This is a genomic window from Zoogloea sp. (genome assembly GCF_041908905.1).
Taxonomy (GTDB): domain Bacteria; phylum Pseudomonadota; class Gammaproteobacteria; order Burkholderiales; family Rhodocyclaceae; genus Zoogloea.
Genome location: NZ_JAYREK010000004.1, coordinates 18,518 through 41,924, shown reverse-complemented (window position 1 = coordinate 41,924; position 23,407 = coordinate 18,518). Strand labels below are relative to the sequence as shown.

24 protein-coding genes are annotated in these 23,407 nt (G+C 71.4%); 11 read left to right on the top strand and 13 right to left on the bottom strand.

From position 1 onward, the window contains the following. Nucleotide 1: 1 nt before the first annotated feature. Genes nirB through ACE3OU_RS04240 form a run of 4 tightly spaced genes read left to right on the top strand, consistent with a single transcriptional unit; the run spans nt 2 to nt 5,522 of the window. Complete coding sequence (nirB, locus tag ACE3OU_RS04255; RefSeq protein ID WP_374240301.1) at nt 2-2,545, top strand: nitrite reductase large subunit NirB; 2,544 nt, start codon at nt 2-4, stop codon at nt 2,543-2,545. An 11-nt stretch (nt 2,546-2,556) separates the two neighbouring features. Next, on the top strand, nt 2,557-2,895 hold the full coding sequence (nirD, locus tag ACE3OU_RS04250) for a nitrite reductase small subunit NirD (RefSeq protein WP_374240300.1): 339 nt from the start codon (nt 2,557-2,559) through the stop codon (nt 2,893-2,895). 45 nt (nt 2,896-2,940) lie between these two features. Then, complete coding sequence (locus ACE3OU_RS04245; RefSeq protein ID WP_374240299.1) at nt 2,941-3,753, top strand: formate/nitrite transporter family protein; 813 nt, start codon at nt 2,941-2,943, stop codon at nt 3,751-3,753. 29 nt (nt 3,754-3,782) lie between these two features. Further along, entirely contained in the window at nt 3,783-5,522 is a 1,740-nt protein-coding gene (locus ACE3OU_RS04240) for a protein kinase (RefSeq protein WP_374240298.1), read from the top strand. A gap of 72 nt (nt 5,523-5,594) precedes the next feature. Here ACE3OU_RS04240 and grxD read toward each other — a convergent pair whose 3' ends face one another. From grxD to ACE3OU_RS04205, 7 genes are all read right to left on the bottom strand, one after another. Beyond that, on the bottom strand, nt 5,595-5,909 hold the full coding sequence (gene grxD / locus ACE3OU_RS04235) for a Grx4 family monothiol glutaredoxin (RefSeq protein WP_374240297.1): 315 nt from the start codon (nt 5,907-5,909) through the stop codon (nt 5,595-5,597). Between the two features lie 62 nt (nt 5,910-5,971). Beyond that, on the bottom strand, nt 5,972-6,814 hold the full coding sequence (prmC, locus tag ACE3OU_RS04230) for a peptide chain release factor N(5)-glutamine methyltransferase (protein WP_374240296.1): 843 nt from the start codon (nt 6,812-6,814) through the stop codon (nt 5,972-5,974). Continuing rightward, nucleotides 6,807-7,892, bottom strand: a complete 1,086-nt coding sequence (prfA, locus tag ACE3OU_RS04225) for a peptide chain release factor 1 (RefSeq protein WP_374240295.1) — start codon at nt 7,890-7,892, stop codon at nt 6,807-6,809. The genes prmC and prfA overlap by 8 nt, the downstream gene beginning before the upstream one ends. 48 nt (nt 7,893-7,940) lie before the next feature. Further along, on the bottom strand, nt 7,941-9,194 hold the full coding sequence (gene hemA / locus ACE3OU_RS04220; protein ID WP_374240294.1) for a glutamyl-tRNA reductase: 1,254 nt from the start codon (nt 9,192-9,194) through the stop codon (nt 7,941-7,943). An 87-nt stretch (nt 9,195-9,281) separates the two neighbouring features. Further along, a complete protein-coding gene (locus ACE3OU_RS04215; protein ID WP_374240293.1) occupies nt 9,282-9,551 on the bottom strand; it encodes a biotin/lipoyl-containing protein in 270 nt (89 codons plus the stop codon). 32 nt (nt 9,552-9,583) lie between these two features. Next, on the bottom strand, nt 9,584-12,571 hold the full coding sequence (locus tag ACE3OU_RS04210; protein ID WP_374240400.1) for a transglycosylase domain-containing protein: 2,988 nt from the start codon (nt 12,569-12,571) through the stop codon (nt 9,584-9,586). A 317-nt stretch (nt 12,572-12,888) separates the two neighbouring features. Beyond that, nucleotides 12,889-13,362 (bottom strand): hypothetical protein, encoded by a 474-nt coding sequence (locus ACE3OU_RS04205; RefSeq protein ID WP_374240292.1) that lies wholly within the window; start codon nt 13,360-13,362, stop codon nt 12,889-12,891. 249 nt (nt 13,363-13,611) lie between these two features. Here ACE3OU_RS04205 and ACE3OU_RS04200 point away from each other — a divergent pair, with 249 nt between their 5' ends. From ACE3OU_RS04200 to ACE3OU_RS04190, 3 genes are all read left to right on the top strand, one after another. Then, complete coding sequence (locus tag ACE3OU_RS04200; protein WP_374240291.1) at nt 13,612-13,791, top strand: hypothetical protein; 180 nt, start codon at nt 13,612-13,614, stop codon at nt 13,789-13,791. Nucleotides 13,792-13,811: 20 nt separating this feature from the next. After that, complete coding sequence (locus ACE3OU_RS04195; RefSeq protein ID WP_374240290.1) at nt 13,812-13,979, top strand: DUF1328 domain-containing protein; 168 nt, start codon at nt 13,812-13,814, stop codon at nt 13,977-13,979. 67 nt (nt 13,980-14,046) lie between these two features. Then, complete coding sequence (locus tag ACE3OU_RS04190) at nt 14,047-15,456, top strand: CHASE3 domain-containing protein (protein ID WP_374240289.1); 1,410 nt, start codon at nt 14,047-14,049, stop codon at nt 15,454-15,456. Here ACE3OU_RS04190 and ACE3OU_RS04185 read toward each other — a convergent pair. Continuing rightward, nucleotides 15,430-16,065: a response regulator gene (locus ACE3OU_RS04185; protein WP_374240288.1), complete on the bottom strand. Its 636-nt coding sequence runs from the start codon at nt 16,063-16,065 to the stop codon at nt 15,430-15,432. The genes ACE3OU_RS04190 and ACE3OU_RS04185 overlap by 27 nt on opposite strands. Nucleotides 16,066-16,276: 211 nt before the next feature. Between ACE3OU_RS04185 and ACE3OU_RS04180 the strand changes: the two genes are divergently transcribed. After that, on the top strand, nt 16,277-16,594 hold the full coding sequence (locus ACE3OU_RS04180; RefSeq protein WP_374240287.1) for a DUF883 family protein: 318 nt from the start codon (nt 16,277-16,279) through the stop codon (nt 16,592-16,594). A gap of 135 nt (nt 16,595-16,729) precedes the next feature. On the opposite strand, the gene ACE3OU_RS04175 is transcribed toward ACE3OU_RS04180, so the two are convergent. The 3 genes from ACE3OU_RS04175 to ACE3OU_RS04165 are packed head-to-tail and all read right to left on the bottom strand — an operon-like array spanning nt 16,730 to nt 18,685. Beyond that, complete coding sequence (locus tag ACE3OU_RS04175) at nt 16,730-17,539, bottom strand: metallophosphoesterase (RefSeq protein WP_374240286.1); 810 nt, start codon at nt 17,537-17,539, stop codon at nt 16,730-16,732. After that, nucleotides 17,536-18,513 carry a diacylglycerol kinase family protein gene (locus ACE3OU_RS04170; protein ID WP_374240285.1) on the bottom strand — a complete coding sequence of 326 codons (978 nt, stop codon included), beginning with the start codon at nt 18,511-18,513 and terminating at the stop codon, nt 17,536-17,538. Before ACE3OU_RS04170 ends, ACE3OU_RS04175 begins: the two co-directional genes overlap by 4 nt. Before the next feature lie 4 nt (nt 18,514-18,517). After that, complete coding sequence (locus ACE3OU_RS04165) at nt 18,518-18,685, bottom strand: hypothetical protein (protein WP_374240284.1); 168 nt, start codon at nt 18,683-18,685, stop codon at nt 18,518-18,520. 278 nt (nt 18,686-18,963) lie between these two features. Between ACE3OU_RS04165 and ACE3OU_RS04160 the strand changes: the two genes are divergently transcribed. Continuing rightward, nucleotides 18,964-19,365, top strand: a complete 402-nt coding sequence (locus ACE3OU_RS04160) for a response regulator (RefSeq protein WP_374240283.1) — start codon at nt 18,964-18,966, stop codon at nt 19,363-19,365. Nucleotides 19,366-19,451: 86 nt separating this feature from the next. On the opposite strand, the gene ACE3OU_RS04155 is transcribed toward ACE3OU_RS04160, so the two are convergent. Next, the gene (locus ACE3OU_RS04155; protein ID WP_374240282.1) at nt 19,452-19,763 is read right to left on the bottom strand and encodes a BON domain-containing protein; all 312 of its coding nucleotides are present in this window, start codon (nt 19,761-19,763) and stop codon (nt 19,452-19,454) included. A gap of 155 nt (nt 19,764-19,918) precedes the next feature. Continuing rightward, complete coding sequence (locus tag ACE3OU_RS04150; protein WP_374240281.1) at nt 19,919-20,344, bottom strand: YkgJ family cysteine cluster protein; 426 nt, start codon at nt 20,342-20,344, stop codon at nt 19,919-19,921. Nucleotides 20,345-20,504: 160 nt separating this feature from the next. On the opposite strand from ACE3OU_RS04150, the gene ACE3OU_RS04145 reads away from it, so the two are divergent. Both ACE3OU_RS04145 and ACE3OU_RS04140 read left to right on the top strand, forming a co-directional pair. Beyond that, nucleotides 20,505-21,344: a phosphate/phosphite/phosphonate ABC transporter substrate-binding protein gene (locus ACE3OU_RS04145; protein ID WP_374240280.1), complete on the top strand. Its 840-nt coding sequence runs from the start codon at nt 20,505-20,507 to the stop codon at nt 21,342-21,344. A gap of 21 nt (nt 21,345-21,365) precedes the next feature. After that, nucleotides 21,366-23,393: an ATP-binding protein gene (locus ACE3OU_RS04140; RefSeq protein WP_374240279.1), complete on the top strand. Its 2,028-nt coding sequence runs from the start codon at nt 21,366-21,368 to the stop codon at nt 23,391-23,393. Nucleotides 23,394-23,407 lie beyond the last annotated feature (14 nt).

Sequence of the window (23,407 nt, the reverse complement as noted above, 5' to 3'; positions counted from 1 at the left end):
CATGAAAATCATCGTTGTCGGTCATGGCATGGTGGGCCACAAGTTCCTCGAGGAGCTCCACCAGCTGAAGCTCGCCCACGCCGAAGTCAGCGTGCTGTGCGAAGAGCCCCGCCCCGCCTACGACCGGGTGCATCTATCCGAATTCTTCGCCGGCAAGCGCGCCGAAGACCTGTCCCTGGTGGCGCCGGGCTTCTTCGAGCAGACCGGTTTCTCGCTCCGCCTCAAGGCCCGCGCCAGCGCCATCGACCGGCGCAACAAGACCGTCACCACCGCCGACGGCGAGGTGCTGCCCTACGACAAGCTGGTGCTGGCCACCGGCTCGGTGCCCTTCGTGCCGCCGGTGCGCGGCAACGACCGCCCCGACTGCTTCGTCTATCGCACCATCGAAGACCTGGAAGGCATGACCGAATGCGGCGCCCGCTCCCGGAGCGGCGTGGTGGTGGGCGGCGGCCTGCTCGGCCTCGAATGCGCCAAGGCCCTGCGCGACCTCGGCCTGGAGACCCACGTGGTGGAGTTCGCCCCGCGCCTGATGGCGGTGCAGGTGGACGACGACGGCGGCGGCGTGCTGCGCAGCAAGATCGAAGCCCTCGGGGTGCAGGTGCACACCCGCCGCAACACCGTGGAGATCACCGACGGGGCCCGCGCCCGCCACCGCATGGTGTTCGCCGACGGCAGCCACCTGGAGGCCGACATGATCGTGTTCTCCGCCGGCATCCGCCCGCGGGACGAGCTCGCCCGCCAGAACGCCCTGGCGGTGGGCGCCCGCGGCGGCATCGCGGTGGACGACTACTGCCGCACCAGCGACCGCGACATCTACGCCATCGGCGAATGCGCAGCCTGGCGGGACCAGACCTTCGGCCTGGTCGCCCCGGGCTACGCGATGGCCCGCGTGGCCGCCCGCCACCTGGCCGGCCAGAGCGACGCAAGCTTCGCCGGCGCCGACATGAGCACCAAACTCAAGCTGATGGGCGTGGATGTGGCCAGCATCGGCGACGCCCAGGGCAGGACGCCCGGCTGCCGCAGCTTCCGCTACACCGACGAGCTGAAGCAGATCTACAAGAAGATCGTGGTGAGCGCCGACGGCAAGCGCCTGCTCGGCGCGGTGCTGGTGGGCAACGCCGACGAATACGGCACCCTCCTGCAGATGGCCCAGAACGGCATCGCCCCCCCCGCCGCGCCGGAATTCTTGATCCTGCCGGCGGGCGACGGCCAGGCCAAGCCCGGCCTGGGCGTGGACGCCCTGCCCGACGGCGCCCAGATCTGCTCGTGCAACAACGTGAGCAAGGGCCAGATCTGCGCCGCGGTCGAGGGCGGCGCCACCACCATCGCCGAGATCAAGGCCTGTACCCGCGCCGGCGCCACCTGCGGCGGCTGCGTACCGCTGGTCACCCAGGTGATGAAGGCCGAGATGGCCCGCCGCGGGATGGCGGTGAACAACCACCTGTGCGAGCACTTCGCCCACTCCCGCCAGGCGCTGTACCACCTCGTCCGGGTCGGCCGGATCAAGACCTTCGACGAGCTCCTCGCCCGCCATGGCCAGGGCCTCGGCTGCGACATCTGCAAGCCCACGGCGGCCAGCATCTTCGCCTCGTGCTGGAACGACTTCGTGCTGAAGGACGACCTGGCCAGCCTGCAGGACAGCAACGACTACTTCCTGGGCAACATCCAGAAGGACGGCAGCTACTCGGTGGTACCGCGCATGGCGGGCGGCGAGGTGACGCCGGACGGGCTGATCGCCGTCGGTCAGGTGGCCAAGAAGTACGGCCTGTACACCAAGGTCACCGGCGGCCAGCGGATCGACCTGTTCGGCGCCCGCGTCGAGCAGCTGCCGCTGATCTGGGAGGAGCTGATCGCCGCCGGCTTCGAGTCCGGCCACGCCTACGGCAAGAGCCTGCGCACCGTGAAGAGCTGCGTCGGCTCCACCTGGTGCCGCTACGGCGTGGGCGACAGCATCGGCCTCGCGGTCGAGCTGGAGAACCGCTACAAGGGCCTGCGTGCGCCCCACAAGATCAAGTTCGGCGTCTCCGGCTGCACCCGCGAGTGCGCCGAGGCCCAGGGCAAGGACGTGGGCATCATCGCCACCGACAAGGGCTGGAACCTCTACGTGTGCGGCAACGGCGGCATGAAGCCGCGCCACGCCGAGCTGCTGGCAGCCGACCTCGACAAGGACCGGCTGGTGCAGCTGATCGACCGCTTCCTGATGTTCTACGTACGCACCGCCGACCGCCTGCAGCGCACCAGCACCTGGCGCGACAACCTGGAGGGCGGCCTCGACTACCTGCAGGACGTGGTGGTGAACGACAGCCTCGGCCTCGCCGCCGAGCTGGAGGCGCAGATGCGGCACGTGGTGGACAGCTACCAGTGCGAATGGAAGACCGCCGTCACCACCCCCGCCGTGCGCAAGCGCTTCCGCTCCTTCGTGAATAGCGACCAGGCCGACGAACGCATCGTCTTCGTGGAAGAGCGCGGCCAGATTCGCCCCGCCCGCCCCGACGAACGCCCCGCCGCCGGCAGCGACGCCGCCGAGCTCGCCACCACCGCCTGAGGAGCCCCGCCATGAGCATCGAACCCCTCGTCTGGACCACCGTCTGCGCGGTGGACGACATCCTGCCCGACACCGGCGTGTGCGCCCTGGCGGAGGGCCGCCCCGTGGCGGTCTTCCGGGTCGGCGCGTCGCAGTTCTACGCCATCGACAACATCGACCCGAAATCCGGCGCCAGCGTGCTGTCGCGGGGCCTGGTCGGCAACCTCGGCAAGCACGTGGTGGTCGCCTCGCCGCTCTACAAGAACCACTTCGACCTCAGCGACGGGGTCTGCCTGGAAGCCCCCGAGCACTCCGTGCGCGCCCACTCGGTGCGGGTCGAGGACGGCCGCGTGCTGGTCGCCCTGGGCTGAGGCCCACCCGAACCCAGACCTCATCTGAACCACAAAGGAACCGACATGGCCTACCTCGCCCCCGCCGAGTTCGTCACCAAGATGGTGGACGCCGGCGAATCCAAGCTGCTGATGTCCACCCGCGACACCCTGATCCGCGCCTACATGGCCGGCGCCATCCTGGCGCTGGCCGCCGCCTTCGCGGTGACGGTGTCGGTGAACACCGCCAACCCGCTGATCGGCGCACTGCTCTTCCCGGTCGGCTTCTGCATGCTCTACCTGCTCGGCTTCGACCTGCTCACCGGGGTGTTCACCCTCGCCCCGCTGGCGGTGCTCGACAAGCGCCCCGGCGCCACCTGGCGCGGCGTGCTGCGCAACTGGGGGCTGGTGTTCGCCGGCAACTTCGCCGGCGCGCTGACCGTCGCGGTGTTCATGGCGATCATCTTCACCAACGGCTTTACCGACGCCCCCAACGCCGTCGGCCAGAAGATCGGCCACATCGGCGAAGGCCGCACCGTCGGCTACGCCGCCCACGGTGCCGCCGGCATGCTCACGCTGTTCGTGCGCGCGGTGATGTGCAACTGGATGGTGTCCACCGGCGTGGTCGCCGCGATGATGTCCACCAGCGTGTCGGGCAAGGTGATCGCCATGTGGATGCCGATCCTGGTGTTCTTCTACATGGGCTTCGAGCACAGCATCGTCAACATGTACCTGTTCCCGTCGGGCCTGATGCTGGGCGGCAACTTCACCTTCATGGACTACATGCTCTGGAACGAGATCCCCACCGTGCTGGGCAACCTGGTGGGCGGCCTGACCTTCGTCGGCGCCACGCTGTACTCCACCCACTACAAGACCGCGCCCCGGCGCCGCGCCGCCTGAGCGCCCGCGCCGGCCGGGGAGCGCATCCCATGAGTGCAGGCTTGCGGGTGACCCTCGGCCAGGCGTCCCTGGCCGGCGCCCACGACATCAACCAGGATTTCCACGGCGCCCTGCTGCCCGAGGGGCACCTGCTCGCCAGCAAGGGCATCGTGCTGGCCATCGCCGACGGCATCAGCACCAGCCGGGTCAGCCAGCTGGCCAGCCAGACCGCCGTCGGCAGCTTCCTCGACGACTACTACGCCACCTCCGAAGCCTGGTCGGTGCGCCGGGCCGGCGAGCGGGTGCTGAGCGCGGCCAACTCGTGGCTGCACGCCCAGAACCAGGCCAGCGATGCCCGCTTCGAGAAGGATCTCGGCCATGTGTGCACCTTCAGCGCGCTGATCCTCAAGGGGCGCGAGCTGCACCTCTTCCACGTGGGCGACTCGCGGCTCTACCGCCTCCACGCCCAGGCCCTCGAGCAGCTCACCGAAGACCACCGGGTGCGCCTGTCGTCCGCCGAATCTTACCTCGGCCGCGCCCTCGGCACCGGCCCCCATGTGGAGATCGACTACCGCAGCTGGGAGGCAGAGCCCGGCGAGCTCTACCTGCTGGCCACCGACGGCGCCTACACCCATCTCGACGCCGCCACCGCGCACGACGCCCTGGCCCGCCACCCGGACGACTTCGACGCCGCCGCCGCATGGCTCGCCGGCCAGGCCCGGGCCCGCGGCAGCAACGACGACGCAACCGTGCAGCTGCTGCGCATCGACGCGCTGCCCGCCAGCGGCACGCCCCACCCGCACTTGCGCCGGGACGGCCTCGCGCTGCCGCCGCCGCTGGCCCCGCGGGCCACGTTCGAGGGCTTCACCATCGTGCGCGAGTTGCAGCACAGCGCCCGCAGCCACGTCTATCTGGCTGCCGACACCACCACCGGGCGGCCGCTGGTGCTGAAGACGCCGTCGGTCGAACGGCGCGACGACAGCGCCTACCTCGACGGCTTCGTGCTGGAGGAGTGGGTGGCCCGCCGGGTGGACAGCCCCCACGTCGTCAAGGCCTGGCCCGGCGAGCGCCCGCGCGCCCACCTCTACGTGGCGCTGGAATACATCGAGGGGCAGACCCTCGCCCAGTGGATGGCCGACAACCCGGAGCCCTCGCTGGCGAGCGTGCGCGCCATCGTCGAGCAGCTGGCCCAGGGCCTGCAGGCCCTGCACCGGCGCGAGATGCTGCACCAGGACCTGCACCCCGAGAACGTGATGATCGACGGGCAGGGCACCGTCAAGCTCATCGACCTCGCCACCGTCCAGGTGGCGGGGCTGGAGGAGAGCCAAGGCTACGCAGCCCCCGACCCAGTGCCCGGCGCGCTGCAGTACGCAGCCCCGGAGTACCTGCTCGGCCAGGGCGGCAGCCCCCGGTCCGACCTGTTCTCGCTGGCCGTCGTCACCTACCGGCTGCTCGGCGGACAGCTCCCCTACGGGCTGGACCTCGCCCGGGCGCGCAGCCCGGCCGAGCTGCGCCGGCTGCGCTACATTCCCCTCCGCCACCACCGGCCCGACCTGCCGCCGTGGCTGGACGCGGTGCTCGGCAAGGCCCTGCAGCCCGACCCGGCCCGGCGCCAGGCGGTGATCTCGGAGTTCGTCCACGACCTGCGCGCGCCCGGGCAGCAGTTTCGCAGCCAGCGCCCGCCGCCCCTGATCGAGCGCAACCCGGTGCTGTTCTGGCAGGGCTCGACCCTGGCGCTGGCCCTCGTTGCGCTGGCGCTCGCCTGGCGGCAGGCGGTGGGCAGCGGCTGAAAGCCGGCTGTCGCCTGGCACTGACGTAAAAAAAGCAGCCGAAGCTGCTTTCTTTACGGTGCGGGGAGACGCTCAGCCCAGCTCGGCCAGCAGCTGGCGCAGCTCGCCCGACTGGTACATCTCGCGCATGATGTCGGAGCCGCCGATGAACTCGCCCTTGATGTACAGCTGGGGAATGGTCGGCCAGTTGGCGTATTCCTTGATGCCCTGGCGGATGGCCTCGTCGGCCAGCACGTCGACGGCCAGCACCTCACGGGCGCCGCAGGCCTGCAGGATCTGCACGGCGGTCGAGGAGAAGCCGCAACGCGGCATCTGCGGGGTGCCCTTCATGTACAGCACGACCGGGTTGGAGGTGACCTGTTCGTGAATGATCTTTTGGACGTCCATGGTGATCTCGCAAATAGTTGAGCAATTCAGTCGGGTAAGTCTAGGCCCGTGCAGCCCCCGCGTCAACACCGCGGGTTGGGGTCGCGCCCAAAGGTGATCCGCTCGATGCCGGCCAGGTCACGGGCCGACGCCACCGCCACGAAGCCGGCCGCGGCGAGCAGCCCGCGCACCGCGGCGGCCTGGTCGTAGCCGTGCTCCATCAGCAGCCAGCCGTCCGGCGCCAGGAAGCCCGGCGCCGCGGCGGCGATCCGCGCCAGGTCGTCGAGCCCGGCGGGGCCGGCGGCGAGGGCCGAGCGCGGCTCGAAGCGCACGTCGCCCTCGGCGAGATGGGGGTCGTCGTCGACGATGTAGGGCGGGTTGCTGACGATGATCTCGAAGCGGCCGGCCCCCAGCGCGGCAAACCAGTCGCTCTCGACGAAGCGCACCCGGGCGCCGAGGGCCGCCGCGTTGCCCCGGGCCACCTCCAGCGCGGCGGGCGACAGATCGACCGCCGTGACCTGCGCCGCCGGCAGCTCGAGGGCCAGGGTGATGGCCAGCGCGCCGCTGCCGGTGCCCAGGTCGAGGATGGCGGGCGCCGCACCTGGAGCGACGCGGGCCTTGACGAGATCGACGATCAGCTCGGTCTCGGGGCGCGGGATCAGCACCGCCGGCGTCACCTTAAAACTGCGGCCGTAGAACTCCCGCTCGCCGAGCAGGTAGGCCACCGGCTCACCGGCGGCGCGGCGCTCCAGCAGCGCCATGTAGCGGGCGGCCTGGCCGGCGTCCAGCCCGCGCTCCGGGTAGGCCGCCACCTGGGCCGCGCTGCACCCGGTGACTTCGCGCAGGAACATCCGCGCCTCGCTGGCCGGGATGCGCCCCCGCGCGACGGCGAGGGCCTCGCCGAGGCTGGCCGGCCGCTCAGCCATTCTCGTCGGCGAGCTGGGCGAGCAGCTCGGCCTGGTGTTCGGCGGTGAGGGCGGCGACAACCTCGTCGAGCTCGCCCTGCATCACCGCGTCGAGCTTGTAGAGGGTGAGGTTGATACGGTGGTCGGTGAGCCGGCCCTGGGGGTAGTTGTAGGTGCGGATGCGCTCGGAGCGGTCGCCGCTGCCCACCAGGCTCTTGCGGGTGGCGGCCTCCCGGGCCTGCTGCTCGCGCACCTGGATGTCCTTGATGCGGGCCGCCAGCACGCGCAGGGCCGAGGCCTTGTTCTGGTGCTGGGAGCGGCCGTCCTGGCACTCGGCGACGATGCCGGTGGGGAGGTGGGTGATGCGCACCGCCGAGTCGGTCTTGTTGATGTGCTGGCCGCCGGCCCCCGAGGCGCGGAAGGTGTCGATGCGCAGGTCGGCGGGGTTGAGCTCCACGTCGCCCACCTCGTCGGCCTCGGGCATCACCGCCACGGTGCACGCCGAGGTGTGGATGCGGCCCTGGGTCTCGGTGGCCGGCACGCGCTGCACCCGGTGGCCGCCGGACTCGAACTTGAGCTTGCTGTAGGCGCCGGCCCCGGCGACGCGGACGATGACCTCCTTGTAGCCGCCCAGCTCCGAGTCGCTGGCCGAGATGATCTCGACGCGCCAGCCCTGGCGCTCGGCGTAGCGGGTGTACATGCGCAGCAGGTCGCCGGCGAACAGGGCCGCCTCGTCGCCGCCGGTGCCGGCGCGGATCTCGAGGAAGAGGTTGCGCTCGTCGTTGGGATCGCGGGGCAGCAGCGCGGTCTGCAGCTCGGCGTCGATGCGGGCCTGGGCGGCCTGGGCGGCGTCGAGCTCGGCGGCGGCGAGTTCCTTCATCTCCGGGTCGGCGAGGAGCTCGCGGGCGGTGGCCTCGTCTTCCTGCGCCTGGCAATACTCGCGGTAGAGGCCGACCACCGGGGTGATCTCGGCGTGCTCGCGGGTGAGCTTGCGGTAGTTGTCCATGTCGCTGGCCGCCTCGCTGGTGGCGAGCAGGCGGTCGAGCTCCTGCAGACGGTCGGCGAGGTTGTCCAGCTTGTCGCGGATGCGCTGTTTCATGGGAGCAAGGCCCGCGCAGGCGGGCGTGGCAGACCCCGGCCCGGCGGGCTAGTGGTCGGGGTGGAGGTTGAAGAGGCGCTGCACCAGCTCGGCGCAGTCGCCGTGCAGCTCGCCCTCGGCGTCGTTGAGGAAGCGCGTCGGGGCGTGGAGGAGCTTGTTGGTGAGGCCCTGGCTGAGGGCCTCGAGCACCTTGTGGGGGTCTTCGCCCCTGGCCAGCAGGCGGCTGGCGCGTTCGAGCTCGGCGCGGCGCAGGGCGTCGGCGTGCTCGCGCAGGGCCCGGATGGTGGGCACCGTGCCACGGCTGTCGAGCCAGTGCAGGAAGCCGTCGACCCGCGCGTCGATGATGCCCTCGGCCTCGATCACCGCCGCCTGGCGGGATTCGAGGCCGGAGTCGACGACCTTGGCGAGGTCGTCGACGGTGTACAGGAACACGTCGCCGGAGGCGGCCACCTCGGCCTCGATGTCGCGGGGCACGGCCAGGTCGACCATCACCATCGGGCGGTGGCGGCGGGCCTTGAGGGCGCGCTCGACCATGCCGAGGCCGATGATGGGCAGCGGGCTGCCGGTGCACGAGACCACGATGTCGTAGCCCGCCAGCACCTCGGCCACCTGGTCGAGGCGGATCACGTCGGCGCCGAAGCGGGCCGCCAGCGCCTCGGCCCGGGCGGCGGTGCGGTTGGCAATGGTCACCTTGCGCGGCTGCTCGCCGCAGAAGTGGGCGGCGCACAGCTCGATCATCTCGCCGGCGCCGATGAAGAGCACGCGCTGGTCGCGCACGCTCTCGAAGATGCGCTCGGACAGGTGCACCGCCGCGGCGGCCATCGACACGATGTTGGCGCCGATGGCGGTGGTGGAGCGCACCTCCTTGGCCACCGAGAAGCTGCGCTGGAAGAGCTTGTGCAGGGTGGCGCCGAGGGTGCCGGCCTGCTCGGCGTGGCGGACGGCGTCCTTCACCTGGCCGAGGATCTGCGGCTCGCCGATGACCATCGAGTCGAGCCCGCTGGCCACCCGGAAGACGTGGCGGATCGCGTCCCGCTGGGGGAAGGTGTACAGGTAGGGCGACAGGTCGTTCAGGGCCACCCGGTGGTAGTCGGCAAACCAGTCGGCGGCGTGCTGGGGGTGTTCGGTGGCGAAATAGAGCTCGGTGCGATTGCAGGTGGACAGGATCGCCGCCTCCTTCACCGGCTTGGCCCGCACCAGGTCGGCCAGGGCCTGCGTGAGCAGTTCGGGCCGAAAGGCCACCTGCTCGCGGATGGAGACTGGCGCAGTATGGTGGTTGAGTCCGAGGGCGAAGAGTTGCATGCGCGACACCGGGTCGAGCCGAAATTTCTGACCCGCGAGTATATCACCCGGGCCCGGGGCAGCACGCGGGTGCGCCGGGCAGGTGGGTCAGGCCCGCTCGACCCGGGCGATCAGCGTGTCCTCGCCGAGCTCGTCGCCCACCTGCACATGCACCGACACCACGCGGCCGGCGACGGTGGTGGGGACGTCGGTGCTGACCTTGCTGGTCTCGGTACGGACGATGACCTGGTTGAAGCGGATCTCGTCACCGGGGGCGATCAGCACCTCGGTGACGAAGGCGCCCTCGCCGGCGCAGTTGCCGCAGCTCTTCCAGCACACGGGCCACAGGGGCGAACGGACTTCAACGGGAGCGGACATGGGTGCCTCTCGTGGCGGGACGGCCCCGGCCCTCAACGGGCGCAGGGCGCGGCGGCATCGGGTTCGAGGTGGGGCAGGATGACCGGCCCCATGGACTTGAGGATCTGCACCGGCAGGGCCGAGGTGAAGTTGTACTTGCCGGCCTCGGGGCCCATCACGTAGGCGGTGAGGGTGCCGAAATGGTGCGGGCCGAGGTAGAACACGAAGGTGGCGGTGCGGTTGAGGGCCACCCCGCGGGCACCGCCGCGGCCGATCACGATGCGGTTGTCGCCGGTGCCGGTCTTGCCGCCCAGGGCCAGCGGCGTGCCGTCGGCGAGCTTGAAGGCCCCGGCGAGGCGCCGCGCGGTGCCGCCCTCGACCACCTCCGAGAGGGCCGTGCGCAGCGCGGCGGCCACCTCGGCCGGCAGCACCCGCTCGCCCTCGCCGATCTTGGGGGCGAAGCGCGTCTCGTAGGGCGTGCCGACCGCGAAATTGAGGCGGTCGACGCGCAGCGTGGGCTGGCGGATACCGTCGTTGGCGATGATGCCCATCAGCTCGGCCAGCGCCGCCGGCCGGTCGCCGGAGCTGCCCAGGGCGGTGGCGAAGGACGGCACCAGGTGGCCGAAGGGGTAGCCCAGCCGCGCCCAGCGCCGGTGAATGTCCTCGAAGGCCTCCAGCTCCAGCATGGTGTAGATGCGGGAATCCTTGGCGCCCTTGTGGCGGCTGCGGAACAGCCAGCGGTAGACCTCCTGGCGCGCCTCGGCGCTGTCCTTCACCGCGTCGGCCCAGGTGGCGTCGGGCTTCTGCTGGAGGTAGGCGGCGAGCCACAGCTGCAGCGGATGGATCCGCGCCACGTAGCCGCGGTCGGCCAGGTCGTAGGCGTCGAGGCCGTTGCGGGCCTGGAGCCTGCCGATGTCGGCCTCGGAAAACGCCTTGCCGTCGAGGCGCTCGCGCAGGAAGGCACCCAGCTCGGCGGGCGTGGCCTTCGGCGACAGGTAGAGGAACACCGCCACCAGCCGGTCGACGCCGGGACGCAGGTCGTCGAGGAGATCCTCGCGGATCTCGGCGGGCGTCTTGCCGCGGTACTTGTTCCAGAACCGGCGCAGGAAGACCTGCCCTTCCCGGTCGGCGAAGCGGGCCAGGTATTCCTGCCGGCGCGGATCGTCGGCGTCCTCGAGGAGGCGCGAGAGGTTGTCGGGGCCCTGGTAGATGGTGTGGCGCACCACGTCGCGCATGATCCGCACGAAGGGCAGGTTGATCGAGCCCTGCAGGGCCTCGCGCACGGTGGGCTGGCGGCCGTCGTCCTCGTGGCGGAAGTTGTTGAAGGTGTGCACGCCGCCGCCGGTGAAGAAGCCCTCGCCGGGGCTGGCCGAGTAGCGGCGCTCCAGGGCCGCCTGCAGCATCGCGGGCAGGCTGCGGTCCTTGGCGCCGGCGAGGTATTCGACGGCCCACTGGCTCAGGCGGTCGCGGGAGTCGGGCTTCACGGCGCGCAGCTCGGCGGCGGTCTTGCCGGCGTATTTCTCGTGCAGCTCGGCGACGATCTCGAGGTAGGTGGTGAGCACCCGCAGCTTGGCGGTGGAGCCGAGCTCGAGCTTGCTGCCCTCGTTGATGTCGAGGGCCTGGTCGCTGGTGTCGGTCTGCACCCGCACGCGGTTGCCGCCAGGGGTGCTCTCGACCAGGGTGAAGCTGTAGCGCACCGCCTTCAGGCTCGCCGGGCTCAGCATGCGGTCGCCGGCAAGGCCCTGCTTGCGGGCAAACTCCGGCTCGCCGAGGCGCTCGAGGAATTCGCTGACTTGCTGCTGCAGGGCGCCGTCGAGGGTGGTGGAGACGTCGGCGTCGAAGCGGTCGAGGTCGTAGAGCGAGGCGTCGAGGGTGGACGCAAGCCGGTTGCGGAGGGTCAGCGTGCCCTTGCCCATGTCGGCGGGCAACACGGCCGGGTTGGCGCGCATGTCGCGGAACCTGAGCGGCTCGGCGAGGGCCGCGTCGCGCAGCGCGGGGCTGATCACGCCGTTGTCGGCGAGAAGGCGCAGGTAGCTGGCCGACAGCTGCCCGAGCCGGTCGCGCCCGCCGCTGGCGAGGTAGAAGGACGGCCGGCGGTGGGCGATCATCAGCGCCACCACCTGGTGCAGCGCCCGGCCCTGGGCGGCCAGTTCGGGGCCGCTGGCCTCCGGGGCGGCGAGCAGCCTGTTGACCGCATCGAAGTCCGCCGCGAACCACACCCACAGGCCGTCGCCGAGGCCGTTCACCTCGCCGTGCCCCGGCGCCGCCGACAGCGGCACGGTGTTGAGGTAGTCGAGGAGCAGGCGGCGGCGGGCCGGCAGGGTCTCGGTGCCGTCCTGGTAGGCGCGCACGCTGGCGGAGGCCATCTGGCGCAGCTTCTCGCTGCCGCTGTAGGTGACGCCGTCGCGGGAGTGGCGGAACTTTTCGATCTGGGTGGCCAGGGTGCTGCCGCCGGGGGCGTCGAAATCGCTGCTCACCAGGTGCCCGACCCGGCCGAGCACCGCGCGGGCGAAGCGCACCCAGTCGACGGCCGGGTTCATCTGCGGGCGGGACTCGTCGAGCAGGTCGCGGTTCTCGATGAACATCAGCGCCTGGGCCACCCGCGGCGGTACGGCGGCGAAGTCGGCGTAGCCCCGGTAGGGGTAGCGGAAGGCGTGCAGCGGCTTGCCGCGGCAGTCGGCCACGTCGAGGCCGGCCCGGGTCTTCTCGCGGTAGGGCGGAAACAGGCCGTGGCCGGTGTATTCCATCAGGTCCTTCGAGAAGCGCGCCTGCTCGGTGAGCGCATAGCCACGCTCATCGAGGCGCCGGGCGAAGCGCGGCAGCTCGGTGTAGCCCATGCGCTGGTCGAAGGGGCCGTGGGCCGGGAAGCGGATGACCTCGCTGGGGCCCTTCAGCACCTGGAAGTCGAGGGTCCGGGCGTAGGCCGCCAGGTGGGTGGCCTGGAAGCGGGAGGTCTCGATCTCGTCGGCCACCCACCAGGCGCCGGCGGCCAGGCCCAGCAGCAGCACCGTCACCCCGGCGGCGCGGGCGTGGCGGCGCAGGAAACCACGCGCGGGTGGCGCTGCGGCGGGGGGTCCGGCGGGCGCCGCAGCGGCGGCTTCTCCGGCAGACGGCTGCGCGGCGGCATCTGCGGCGGGCGGCGGGGCGGCGGGCGGCGTGTCCGCTGGCGGAGGCTCCGCCGGCGGATTGTCGCCGGCGGGCGTGTCGGCCGCGGCCGGGTTGTCGGGGGGTGTCTCGGCGGGATCGTTCGGGTGCACGGAAGGGGACTTGATGTGATTATTCTCGACCCGCAAGTATCACCCATCCGCCATGACGGAATCGAGATACCCGCGGCCGGCCTGCGGGCGGGGCAGGGTTTTCAGATGACTTTCTTGAACAGCGCGGCGGTTTCGAGGTTGTCGATGGGCTTGTAGAAGAGCTCGCCGAAGATGCGATCCACCATCGTGTAGCGGCCGTTCGAGAGCAGGATGGCCTGGCAGACGTTGTCGGCCGGGCTGTCGAAGTTGCGGATGCCGTATTCGGCGAGGTCCATGTCGAGCACGTACTCGCAGTCGCGCCCAGCCTCCGGGGAGACGTCGAAGTAGGTCCGGGCGACGGCATCGACGTTCCACCAGTGCTGGACGATCTCGGTCTGGTTGAGGGCCTTGTCGTGGGGCCGCACCAGCCAGCCGCTGACGATCTTGATGTTGCGCTCGCGGTCGATGCGGCGATGGGCGTTCATGTAGACGTTGCCCGCCTCGCCGCCGCCCACCTGCTGGACACTGACCTGCTTCACCGCGTATCTGGCAAACGGCTGCCGGTCTCGGATGAAATCGCGGGTGGCTTTGTACATGGAGCTGGAACCTGAAAAATGGGGCAAGAAGCGACGCCACCGTGGCCGGAGGCGCTGGGCGGCTGACGGGATTATGGCCCAAAACGGCCCCCTGCCGGGGGCTGTGCCGCAGCGGCCGGCAACGCGTCGGACGATTCCCACACCCCATTCGGAGGCAGCCGACGGCCAGCCGCCGGCGCCTGCCCTAAATTGGGATCGTGCGCAGCGCCCCACGTTCCGGGGCCCGCAGGCAAGGCAAAGGAGAAGGCCATGAAGCGCAACACCGTCGCACGCCGCAGGCCGCCGCGAGCCCGGCAGGCCGGGCGCCGTACCACCGACGCCTGGAACGAGCGGATCGACGACGAACTCGATCTCGCCCGGCTCCTCGCCGGCCTCCACGACGCGGGGCCCCGCCGCCGCGCCCCCCCGGCGGCCCCCTCCCGCCGCTGACCCACCCCAAGGAGTCCATCATGCTGCACTACGCCGTCGTCTTCTTCGTGATCGCCCTGATCGCCGCCGTCTTCGGTTTTGGCGGAATCGCCGCCGGAGCCGCCGAGATCGCCAAGATCCTGTTCTTCGTGTTTGTCATCCTGGCGGTGGCGAGCTTCGTCATCAACGCCCTGCGCGGCAAGGGATGACGGCGGGGGCGGCAAATCTGGCACACTGGGCGGGCCCCCGCCGTCCGCCGGCCGCCCGCCTCCGCCCATGAGCCTCCAAGCCGCCTCGCTCCGCGAACAACTCGCCCGGCTGCGCCCGCGCCGGCTGCTGCCCCTCCTGCTGGTCGCCCTGGGGTGCACCCTGGTGCTGTCGCTGCTCGGTTTCGGCCGCCTGCACGCCCAGTTCGGAGAGCTGGCGATGCGCGACGCCCAGGTTTACAAAGCCCAGATCGACCGCTTCGACGCCCTGCTGGCGATGGTGCTCGACGCCGAGACCGGCGTTCGCGGCTACCTCCTCAACGACCACAAGCCGGTCTATCTCGACGCCTACACCGAGAGCCAGCGCGCCATCGAGCCTTTGCTGGCGCGCATCGAGGCCGACTATCCGCCGGGCAGCGCCGACCGCCCGGAGTTCGAGACCCTGGCCCGGCTGGTCCGCCTGAAGCTCGCCCTGCTCGCCGACACGGTCACCGCCGGCCGCGTGATCAGCGCCGGGCCGCCGGGCCAGGGCGGCGCCGGCAAGGCCTACATGGACCAGATCCGCCAGTCGATCAAGGTGCTGCGCGACCACCTCGAGGCGCGCAACCAGACGCTGGTCAACGAGTCGATCAAGCGCTTCCGCGAGATGGAGCACGCCGTCACCGGGCTGGCCCTGGGCGCCCTCGGGCTGATCATCGCGCTGTTCGGCGTACAGCAGCGCCAGGCCACCCTGCGGGCGCGCCTGGCCACCCTGCTCGAGCGGGAGAACGTGGCCCTCGAGTCGATGGTCTCCCAGCGCACCCGCGAGCTGTCCGACCTCGCCAGCTACCTCACCGATGCCCGCGAGGCGGAGCGCGCCCGCCTCGCCCGGGAGCTCCACGACGAGCTGGGCGCCCTCCTCACCGCCGCCAAGATGGACGCCAGCTGGCTGCTGCGCAGCCTCGGCGCCACGGCCGGGCCCGACATCCAGGCCCGCTTCCGGCGGCTCATCGACACCATCGGCTCGGGCATCACCATCAAGCGGCGCATCATCGACGACCTGCGCCCGCCGCTGCTCCAGGGCCTTGGCCTGGTGGAGGCCCTGCGCGCCCTCACCGACGAGCTGCGCGGCGAGTACCAGCTGGCCCTCCAGCTGCCGGCCAGCGAGCCGCCGTGCTCCGAGGAGCAGTCCCTGGCCCTGTTCCGCATCGTGCAGGAATCCCTCACCAACACCCGCAAGTACGCCCACGCCCGCCACATCGAGGTCGGGCTGGCGCTGGTCGACAACATGCTGCACCTGTGGGTGGGCGACGACGGCGTGGGCTTCGACCCCGACAGCCCGCAGCTCAGCCGCCACGGGCTGGCCGGCATGCAGCACCGCACCCAGATGTTCGAGGGCCACTTCGCGGTCCGCTCGGCCCCCGGCCAGGGCACCCGGATCGACGCCCGGATGCCGCTGCAACACCCCGCCGCGTCAGGCGACCATCAGCCCGTGGCGTAGGGCGTAGGCCGCCAGCTCGGCGTTGCTGGCCACCTCGAGCTTCTCGAGGAGGCGCGAGCGGTAGGTGCTCACCGTCTTGACGCTGAGATTGAGCGTGTCGGCGATGCCCGACACCGATTCGCCCCGGGCCAGCCGCAGGAAGACCTGCAGCTCCCGCTCCGACAGGCTCTCGTGGGGCAGCGCGGCCGACACCCCGGCCAGGTCGTCGGCGAGCAGCTCGGCGGTGCGCGGCGAGACGTAGCGGCGCCCCTGGGCCACCGTGCGGATCGCCCGGATCAGCTCGTCGCGCTCGCAGTCCTTGCACAGGTAGCCGTTGGCGCCGTTGCGGATCATCGGCAGCGCATAGCGCTCCTCGGGGAAGCCGCTCAGCACCAGCACCTTGAGCGCCGGATAGCGCTGGCGCACCGCCCGCAGCACATCCACGCCGCTCTGCCCGGGCAGCGACAGGTCGAGCAGGAGCACGTCGCAGGGCTGCTCGCGGAGCTGCTGCAGCGCCTCCTCGCCGGAGGCCGCCTCGAACTCCACGCGCACCCCCAGCTCGTCGGCGAGCATTTCGCGGAACCCCGCCCGCACGATCTTGTGGTCGTCGACAATCGCCAGACGCAACATGGGCCTTCCCTCCGCAATGACTGCCGCCATTGTAGCGGGGCGCCTCGCCGCCGGCATGCCCGGAGATTCCGCCCGTCATGCCGGAATGCTCCTACGCTGGCAGCCGGCCTTGTCGGACATCCCCGGGCGGCGCCTGGGCCTACAGTGGAATCACCGCGCGGCGCAGCTCGCGGCGCGCTCCGCGATCCACCATTTTCCAAGGAGATCCATCATGAGCCCCAGGCTTCAAGCCAGCCGCCTCCAGTCCGACCTCGAGCAGATCCTCGCCGAGCTCAAGGCCGCCCCCGAAGATCAGCTCCCGGCCCTGCGCGAGCGCCTCGAAACGGCGCTGGAAGCGGCCCGGGACAACGGCCACGACCTCCTCGACAGCCTGCGCAGCACGGCCCGCCGGCTCGCCGGCCACGCCGCCGAGAACCTGCGTCACGGCTGCGGCAGTACCAGCGACTACGTGCGCAACAACCCGTGGCGGGCCGCCGCCGTCGTCGGTGCCGCCGGTGTGCTGCTGGCCGCCCTGCTCAGCCGCCGCTGAGCCCCCGCAACGGCCGGCCCCCCAAGCGCGGAGGCCGCCCTCCTCCGACCCGCCCCTCCGCACCACCCTGCCCGGGGGCGCCGGCCACCTCCCCGCGCCCTCCTGGCAGTCAGCGGGCGGACACCGCCCCGCCGGTCAGCCCCCGAGAACGACCACCTGCGCCCCCGCCAGCCGGAACTCGGCACGCTCCTCGTCATAGTCGTGGCGTTCCACCCGGCAGCGCCGCTCGCCGTCCACCTCCGCGTAGCGGATCAGGTTAACCGAGTTGGGATGGCCACCGCGCAGCCGGGTGGACAGCGCAGACCCCGCCAGCACCGCCCAGCAGCCCCTCGCCGCGGGCCCGTAGCGCCCGGCCAGCGGACGGCACAGGGGCGCATGAACGTGCCCGGACAACACCAGATCCACCCCCGCCAGGGCCCACGCCCCCACCGCCTCCCGAGCGCCGCGGACGATGTCCGCCTCGTCCGCGGCGTCGGCCACGTCAAGCGGGTGATGGACCACCACCACCCGCAGCTGCCCCGGCCGGGCCCGGCGCAGGCGCCGGCTCACCGCCTCGATCTGCACCGACGCCAGCGCACCCTGCTTGTGACGCCAGCGGCGGGTGCTGTCCACCCCCACCGCCAGCAACCCGGGCAGCGCCAGCACCGGCATGCGCTCGTGGCCGAAGCAGCGCCGAAAGCCGCCGTGCGGCGCCCACAGGCGGGACCACAGGTCGAACAGGGGCAAGTCATGGTTGCCGGGCACCACCAGCCGGGGGCAGGCCGGCAGCCGCGCCAGGAAGTCGGCCGCCGCCGCGAACTCGGCGGGCCGGGCGCGCTGGGTGACGTCGCCGGAGACCACGATGAGGTCCGGCGCCACCGCCTCGGCAAAGGCGCGCAGGGCCTCCGCCACGCGGGGGCGCTCGGTGCCGAAGTGGGGATCGGAGAGCTGCAGGAGGAGGCTCATGGCGCCCTGCCGGGGGCCAGCAGCCACAGGGGTTCCCCGGCCACGTCGAACACCAGCGGCGGGCGCGTCCGGACGGTCTCGCCGTCGATGGCCACCGCCACGTCGCGGGGCCGCCACCAGCGCCGGCCGGGCTCGATCTGCAGGCGGCGGAAGACCAGGCGCTCGACGGCGTGAGCCTCGCCGAGGCGGCCCAGGGCGCCCTGCAGGGCCAGCCCGAACAGCGCGCCCCGGCCGAGGGGGCGGAGCACCAGCCCCACCAGCCGGCCGGCCTCCACCTGCGCCGCCTCCGGCACCCCCACCTGCTCGAGCTGCAGGCGGTTGTTGGCGACGAAGACCGTCGAACTGGTGAGCACACGCTCCTGCGCCGGCGCCTCGGGGGCACCCGCCTGCAGGCGGATGAGGTGCTGACGATGGTGGCCGAGGAGGGTCAGCAGCGCCGCCCCCAGCGCGGCCAGCCGGCTGCGCCCCCACTGCCGCTTGAAGATCTCCCGGTCTTCGAGCAGGCGCGGGTAGAGACCGAAGCTGGCATTGACCAGGAAGATCCGTCCGTTGAGGCGGCCCACCTGCACCGGCCGCACCTGCCCGCCCAGCACCGCCGCCACGGCCTCCGCCGGGTCGGCGGGGAAGCCATGGCAGCGCCCGAAGTAGTTGAAGGTGCCCTGCGGAATCGCGCTGAAGACGACACCGGCGGCCATGGCCGCGCGGGCCACGGTATTGAGGGTGCCGTCGCCGCCGACCCCCACCAGCACGGCGCCCAGGGCACGGGCGTGAGCCGCCGCGGCGGCGGTCGTGGTCTCCAGCGCATCCGCGTGCATCACCAGGCGCACGCTCACCTGACGGCCGGCAGCGCTCACGGTGTCGCGGATCAGCGCCCCCAGGGCTTCGCCCTGCCGGCGGCCGGCGGTGGCATTGACCACCACCACCCAGCCCGACGGACTGCCCCGCGGCGGTACGGCGAGGAGCGCCGCGGACACGGGCTCAGCCTCGCCCGGCAGGCCCGGCGATGCCCTGCATGCGGGGATGGGCCGACTCGTAGCCGAGCCACGCCTCGGACTCCGCATCCCGCGCCAGCGTAAGCGGCAAGGTGCCCGTGCGGCGCAGCGGGCGGATCAGACGTTGGACGATGCGGCGCAACAGGGCGGTCATCACGGGCTCCTCGGGGCTGGCGGGTGGGCATGGGGACACCCTGAGCTTAGCGGCGGCGCGCCCGCCCGTCTGTGGGGCACCTACCCGCCGCCCTGTAGGACGGCACCGACAGACACCCCGCCGCGCCCGGCGTAAGCTCGGCGGCAAGTTGCCCGGGCGTGGGCCGGCGTGGGAATCGGCTGACAGCGGATTCGGCCCAACCCGACGGCGGGACGCCGCTCCAGCCCCCAGACTGGCAGGGCCCACCCCAGGGCCGCCCCGCATCCGACGAGTCGCCCATGTCACCCGAGCCCCCTCCCCTGAAAATCGTGATCGTCGAGGACAACCCCGTCCTCCTCGACCTGCTCACCGGCATGCTCGCGAGCATCCCCGGGCTGGCCCTGGCTGGCCACGCCGACAGCGAGGCGACCGCTCTCGACCTGCTCCGCGACGCCCGCCCCGAGCTCGCCATCATCGACCTCGAGCTGCGCACCGGCAGCGGCCTCGGCGTGCTCGGCGCGCTCCACGAGCGGCCGGCCGACTTCGGCGGGCTGGGCGCGGTGGTGTTCTCGAACCACGCCCACCCGGTGGTCAGGAGCCGCTGCCTCAACCTCGGCGCGGTGGCCTTCTTCGACAAATCCTTCCAGACCGACGAGCTGCTCGAGTTCGTCCAGCGGGCCGCCGAGAAACGCCCCGGCTGAATCGCCCGGCCCATGCCGCCCGCCGGCGCCGGACGCAAAAAAGGGGTGGTCACCCACCCCTTCCTGCAGCGCGCGGCAGCCCCACCCTACGGGCGCACCGCGATGTCGTTCTTGACCGACACCACGCCCGGCGTGGTACGGGCCAGCTCTTCGGCACGGCTGCGCTCGGCGTGGCTCTTGGCGAAGCCGGACAGCTGGACGGTGCCCTTCAGGGTCTCGACGTTGATCGCCATCGCGCTGACCGCCTTGTCTTCGGCAAACTTGGCCTTGACGCGGGTGGTGATGGTCGCGTCGTCCACATACTGGCCGACGGTGGATTGCTCGCGGGTCACGGCGCAACCGGCGGCGGTAAAGGCCAGCAGGCCGGCCAGGGCAAGGGAGGCGGCGGTGGTTTTCATTGTTGACTCCTTCGGTTTGATCGGTACGGGCGGGAAGCGCCCCGGGGTGCTGCTGATCTGAAGGATAGACACTGGCAGCCGGGTGTGATGTCCGACATGGCGGATTGATATGTAGGACAAGTCCTGCCCGGGATGGGCAGCCCCGACGCCCGGCGCTAGCGCGACGGCCGCCCCGAGCCCTTGCCGCCGGCGGGGGCGTAGGCGCAATAGCCCGGCCGCGGCCCCACCTGGGGGTGCTTGCGGCAGGTGTCGGGGCGCAGCTCATAGACCGTGCAGCGGCGCGTCGCCGCGTCCAGATACAGGCAGTCGCCGCTGGCGCGCCGGGCCAGGGTGAAGATGCTGCGCTTGAAGTTGAAGTGCTCCACCAGGCCCGCCTTGGCGAGGCGCCTGGCGATCTGCTTGGGCGCCTCGTGCTCGGCCTCGAAGGCATCCACCAGCTGCAGGCGCACCAGGTCGGGCAGGCGGACCTCCACCGGCATGGTGCAGCAGTTGGCCACGCAGCCGGCGCACAGGCCGCTGCGGTAGCGGGTCCAGGTTTCCAGACGATCGACGTTAACGGGGGACGGGCCGGAGGCGGCCATGGGGGCTCCTGCAAGGGAAAAGGAAAGCGGGCGTACGCGCCCGGGGGCGCATGTATCGGCTGCCGGGCCCACCCTTGTCAAGGCCCGCCTGCCGCTCCGGCGCGCCGGGCAGTTTGGGCGGCACCGCATATAATTCACCCATTACCCCAGGAAGCCCGCCATGTCACTCCTCCGCCCCTTCGCCGCCGCGCTGCTGGCCCTGGGCCTGTCGACCGCCTTCGCCCAGACGCCCACCTACCGTTTCTCGCCGGTCAACCAGTGGGACATCAACAAGACCGCCGCCTACTGGAATCCGATCATCCAGTACGTCTCGGAGCAGAGCGGCGTGAAACTGCAGCTCAAGATCGGGCGCACTTCGGCCGACACCACCAGCTATGTGCTGGCCCAGGAAGTCGAGTTCATCTTCAGCAATCACATGTTCAGCCCCGAGCGCGAGGCGCTCGGCTGGAAAGTGTTCGGGCGCCGCAACGCCCCGCCGCTGCATGGCCAGATCGCCGTGCCGGCCGACTCGCCCATCACGAAGCTCGAGGAGCTGGCCGGCCAGGAGGTCGCCTTCGCCGGCCCCGAGGCCTTCGTCGGCTACAAGGTGCCCTATGCCTACCTGCTCTCGAAGGGTGTCGAGGTGAAGACCGTGTTCGGCGGCAACCAGAACGCGGCCATTGCCCAGATGTTCGCCGGCAAGGCCAAGGCCACCGGCAGCAACTCGATGCTGATCGACGGCTACGCCCGCCGCGAGAACAAGAAATTCCGCATCCTGTGGACCTCCGAGCCCTACCACGACCTGGCCCTGATGGCCTCGGGCAAGGTGCCCGAGAAAGACCTCAAGGCCGTGGCCGGCGCCTTCCTCGGCATGCACAGGGACGCCCGCGGCCGCGAGGTGCTGCGCCAGGCCTCCGCCGAGGTCGGCCTCGACGCCGACGCCCATTTCATCCCGGCCAGCAGCAGCGACTACGCCGCCTACCGCCGCTTCTACCAGAACGCCCCCGCCAGCCTGCGCTGAGGCTCCGCTGACAACCTGCCCGTGGCCAAGCTCTCCGCCCTGCTCCCCAAGTCCCTCGTCGCGCGCATCTACGCGCTGTATTCGGCGGCGCTGCTGTTCTTCGTCGGTGGCGGCCTGGCCCTGTTCTACCAGTACCAGTTCAGCCTGCAGCTCGAGACGGCCCAGCAGTCGGCCACCATGCTGATCGAGGTCACCGCCCAGACGATCACCGACAGCGCGGTGATTGGCGACTACGACACCATCCGGCGCACCCTCGACAAATCGGTGCTGCGTTCCCAGTTCGCTTCGGCCACCTTCATCGACATCGGCGGCGGCCGGCTCCGCAGCGAGAACCTCACGCCCCCCGAAACGCCGGCGCCGGCCTGGCTGCGGCAGCGCATCACCGAACACCTCTACGAGGTGAACCGGGTGATCAGCGCCGGCGGCCGTGACTATGGCGTGCTGCGCCTCGAGTTCGACGTGGCCGTGATCGCCGGCGACCTGTGGGCGCTGTTCCGCAGCGCGCTGCTGCTCACCGCGCTGGGCCTCTCCGGCGGGCTGCTGATGATCTGGTTTCCCCTCAAGCGCTGGCTCGGCCCGCTGGTGCGGGTGCGCCAGTTCGAGGACGGCAGCACCACCGCCGACCAGGCCACCCACGCCGACGCCCTGTCGGAGCTGCCCCTCGAGTTCCGCCCGATGTTCGACGTGCTGCACCAGACCGCCGCCCGCCTGCGACAAGAGCTGGCCTCCCGCGAGAAGGCCCTGGTCTCGCTGCGCCAGGTGCTGGCCGAACTGCAGGCACTGCCCGAAACCCCGGGCACGCCGTCCGACGACGACATCGAGGGCATGACCGCGGCGATCGGCCGCCTGGTCGCCGAGCGCGAGGCCGGCCGCCTCGCCCTCGAGCAGGCCCGCGACGCCGCCGAGGCCGCCAACCGGGCCAAGAGCGACTTCCTGGCCAACATGAGCCACGAGATCCGCACCCCGATGAACGGCATCCTCGGCATGACCGAGCTCGCCCTGCAGACCCCCCTCGACGACGAGCAGCGGGAGTACCTGCAGATCGTCAGCAGCTCGGCCGACGCCCTGCTCACCATCATCAACGACATCCTCGACTTCTCGAAGATCGAAGCCGGCAAGCTGCTCGTCGAGAGCATTCCCTTCGACCTGGGCAACCTGCTCGACGAGACCCTGCCGGCGATCACCGTCAAGGCCCGGGAGAAGGGGCTGAGCCTCAAGTGGGGGATCGACGCCGACGTGCCGCCCCACATCGCCGGCGACCCGGTGCGCGTAAGGCAGGTGCTGCTCAACCTGCTCAGCAACGCCGTGAAGTTCACCGCGCGGGGCGAGGTGGAGCTGCGGGTGGAGCGCCAGAACGGCGCCCCCGGCGCCCCCGACCTGCTGCGCTTCGCCGTGCGCGACACCGGCATCGGCATCACCCCGGAGGCCCAGCTCCACATTTTCGACGCCTTCTCCCAGGCCGACACCTCGATCACCCGCAAGTTCGGCGGCACGGGCCTCGGCCTGTCCATCTCCCACCACCTGGTCAAGCTGATGGGCGGCGAGATCCGGCTGCAGAGCACGCCGGGCCATGGCTCCACCTTCTCCTTCACCCTGCCCTGCCGGCCGACCGAGGCGCCGCCGCGTCCGGCCCGGCGCGCGCCGCGGACGGCCCCGGCGACGGCCGAGGGCCTGCCGGTGCTGCTGGTCGAAGACAACCGGATCAACCAGCGGCTCGCCGGCAAGCTGCTCGGCGACCGCGGCTACCAGGTCACCCTCGCTGACAACGGGCAGCGCGCCCTGGACGCCTTCGCCCGCAGCCGCTTCGGCATCGTGCTGATGGACATGCAGATGCCCGAGATGGACGGCCTCGAGGCCACCCGCCGTATCCGTGCCCACGAGGCCGCCGCCGGCCTGCCCCGCACGCCCATCGTGGCGATGACCGCCAACGCCATGCAGGGCGACCGGGAGCGCTGCCTCGAAGCCGGCATGGACGACTACCTCAGCAAACCGATCAACGCCGACGAGCTCTACCGCCAGATGGAACGCTGGACCCAGCCCCGGCCATGAGACCCCGGCCGCCG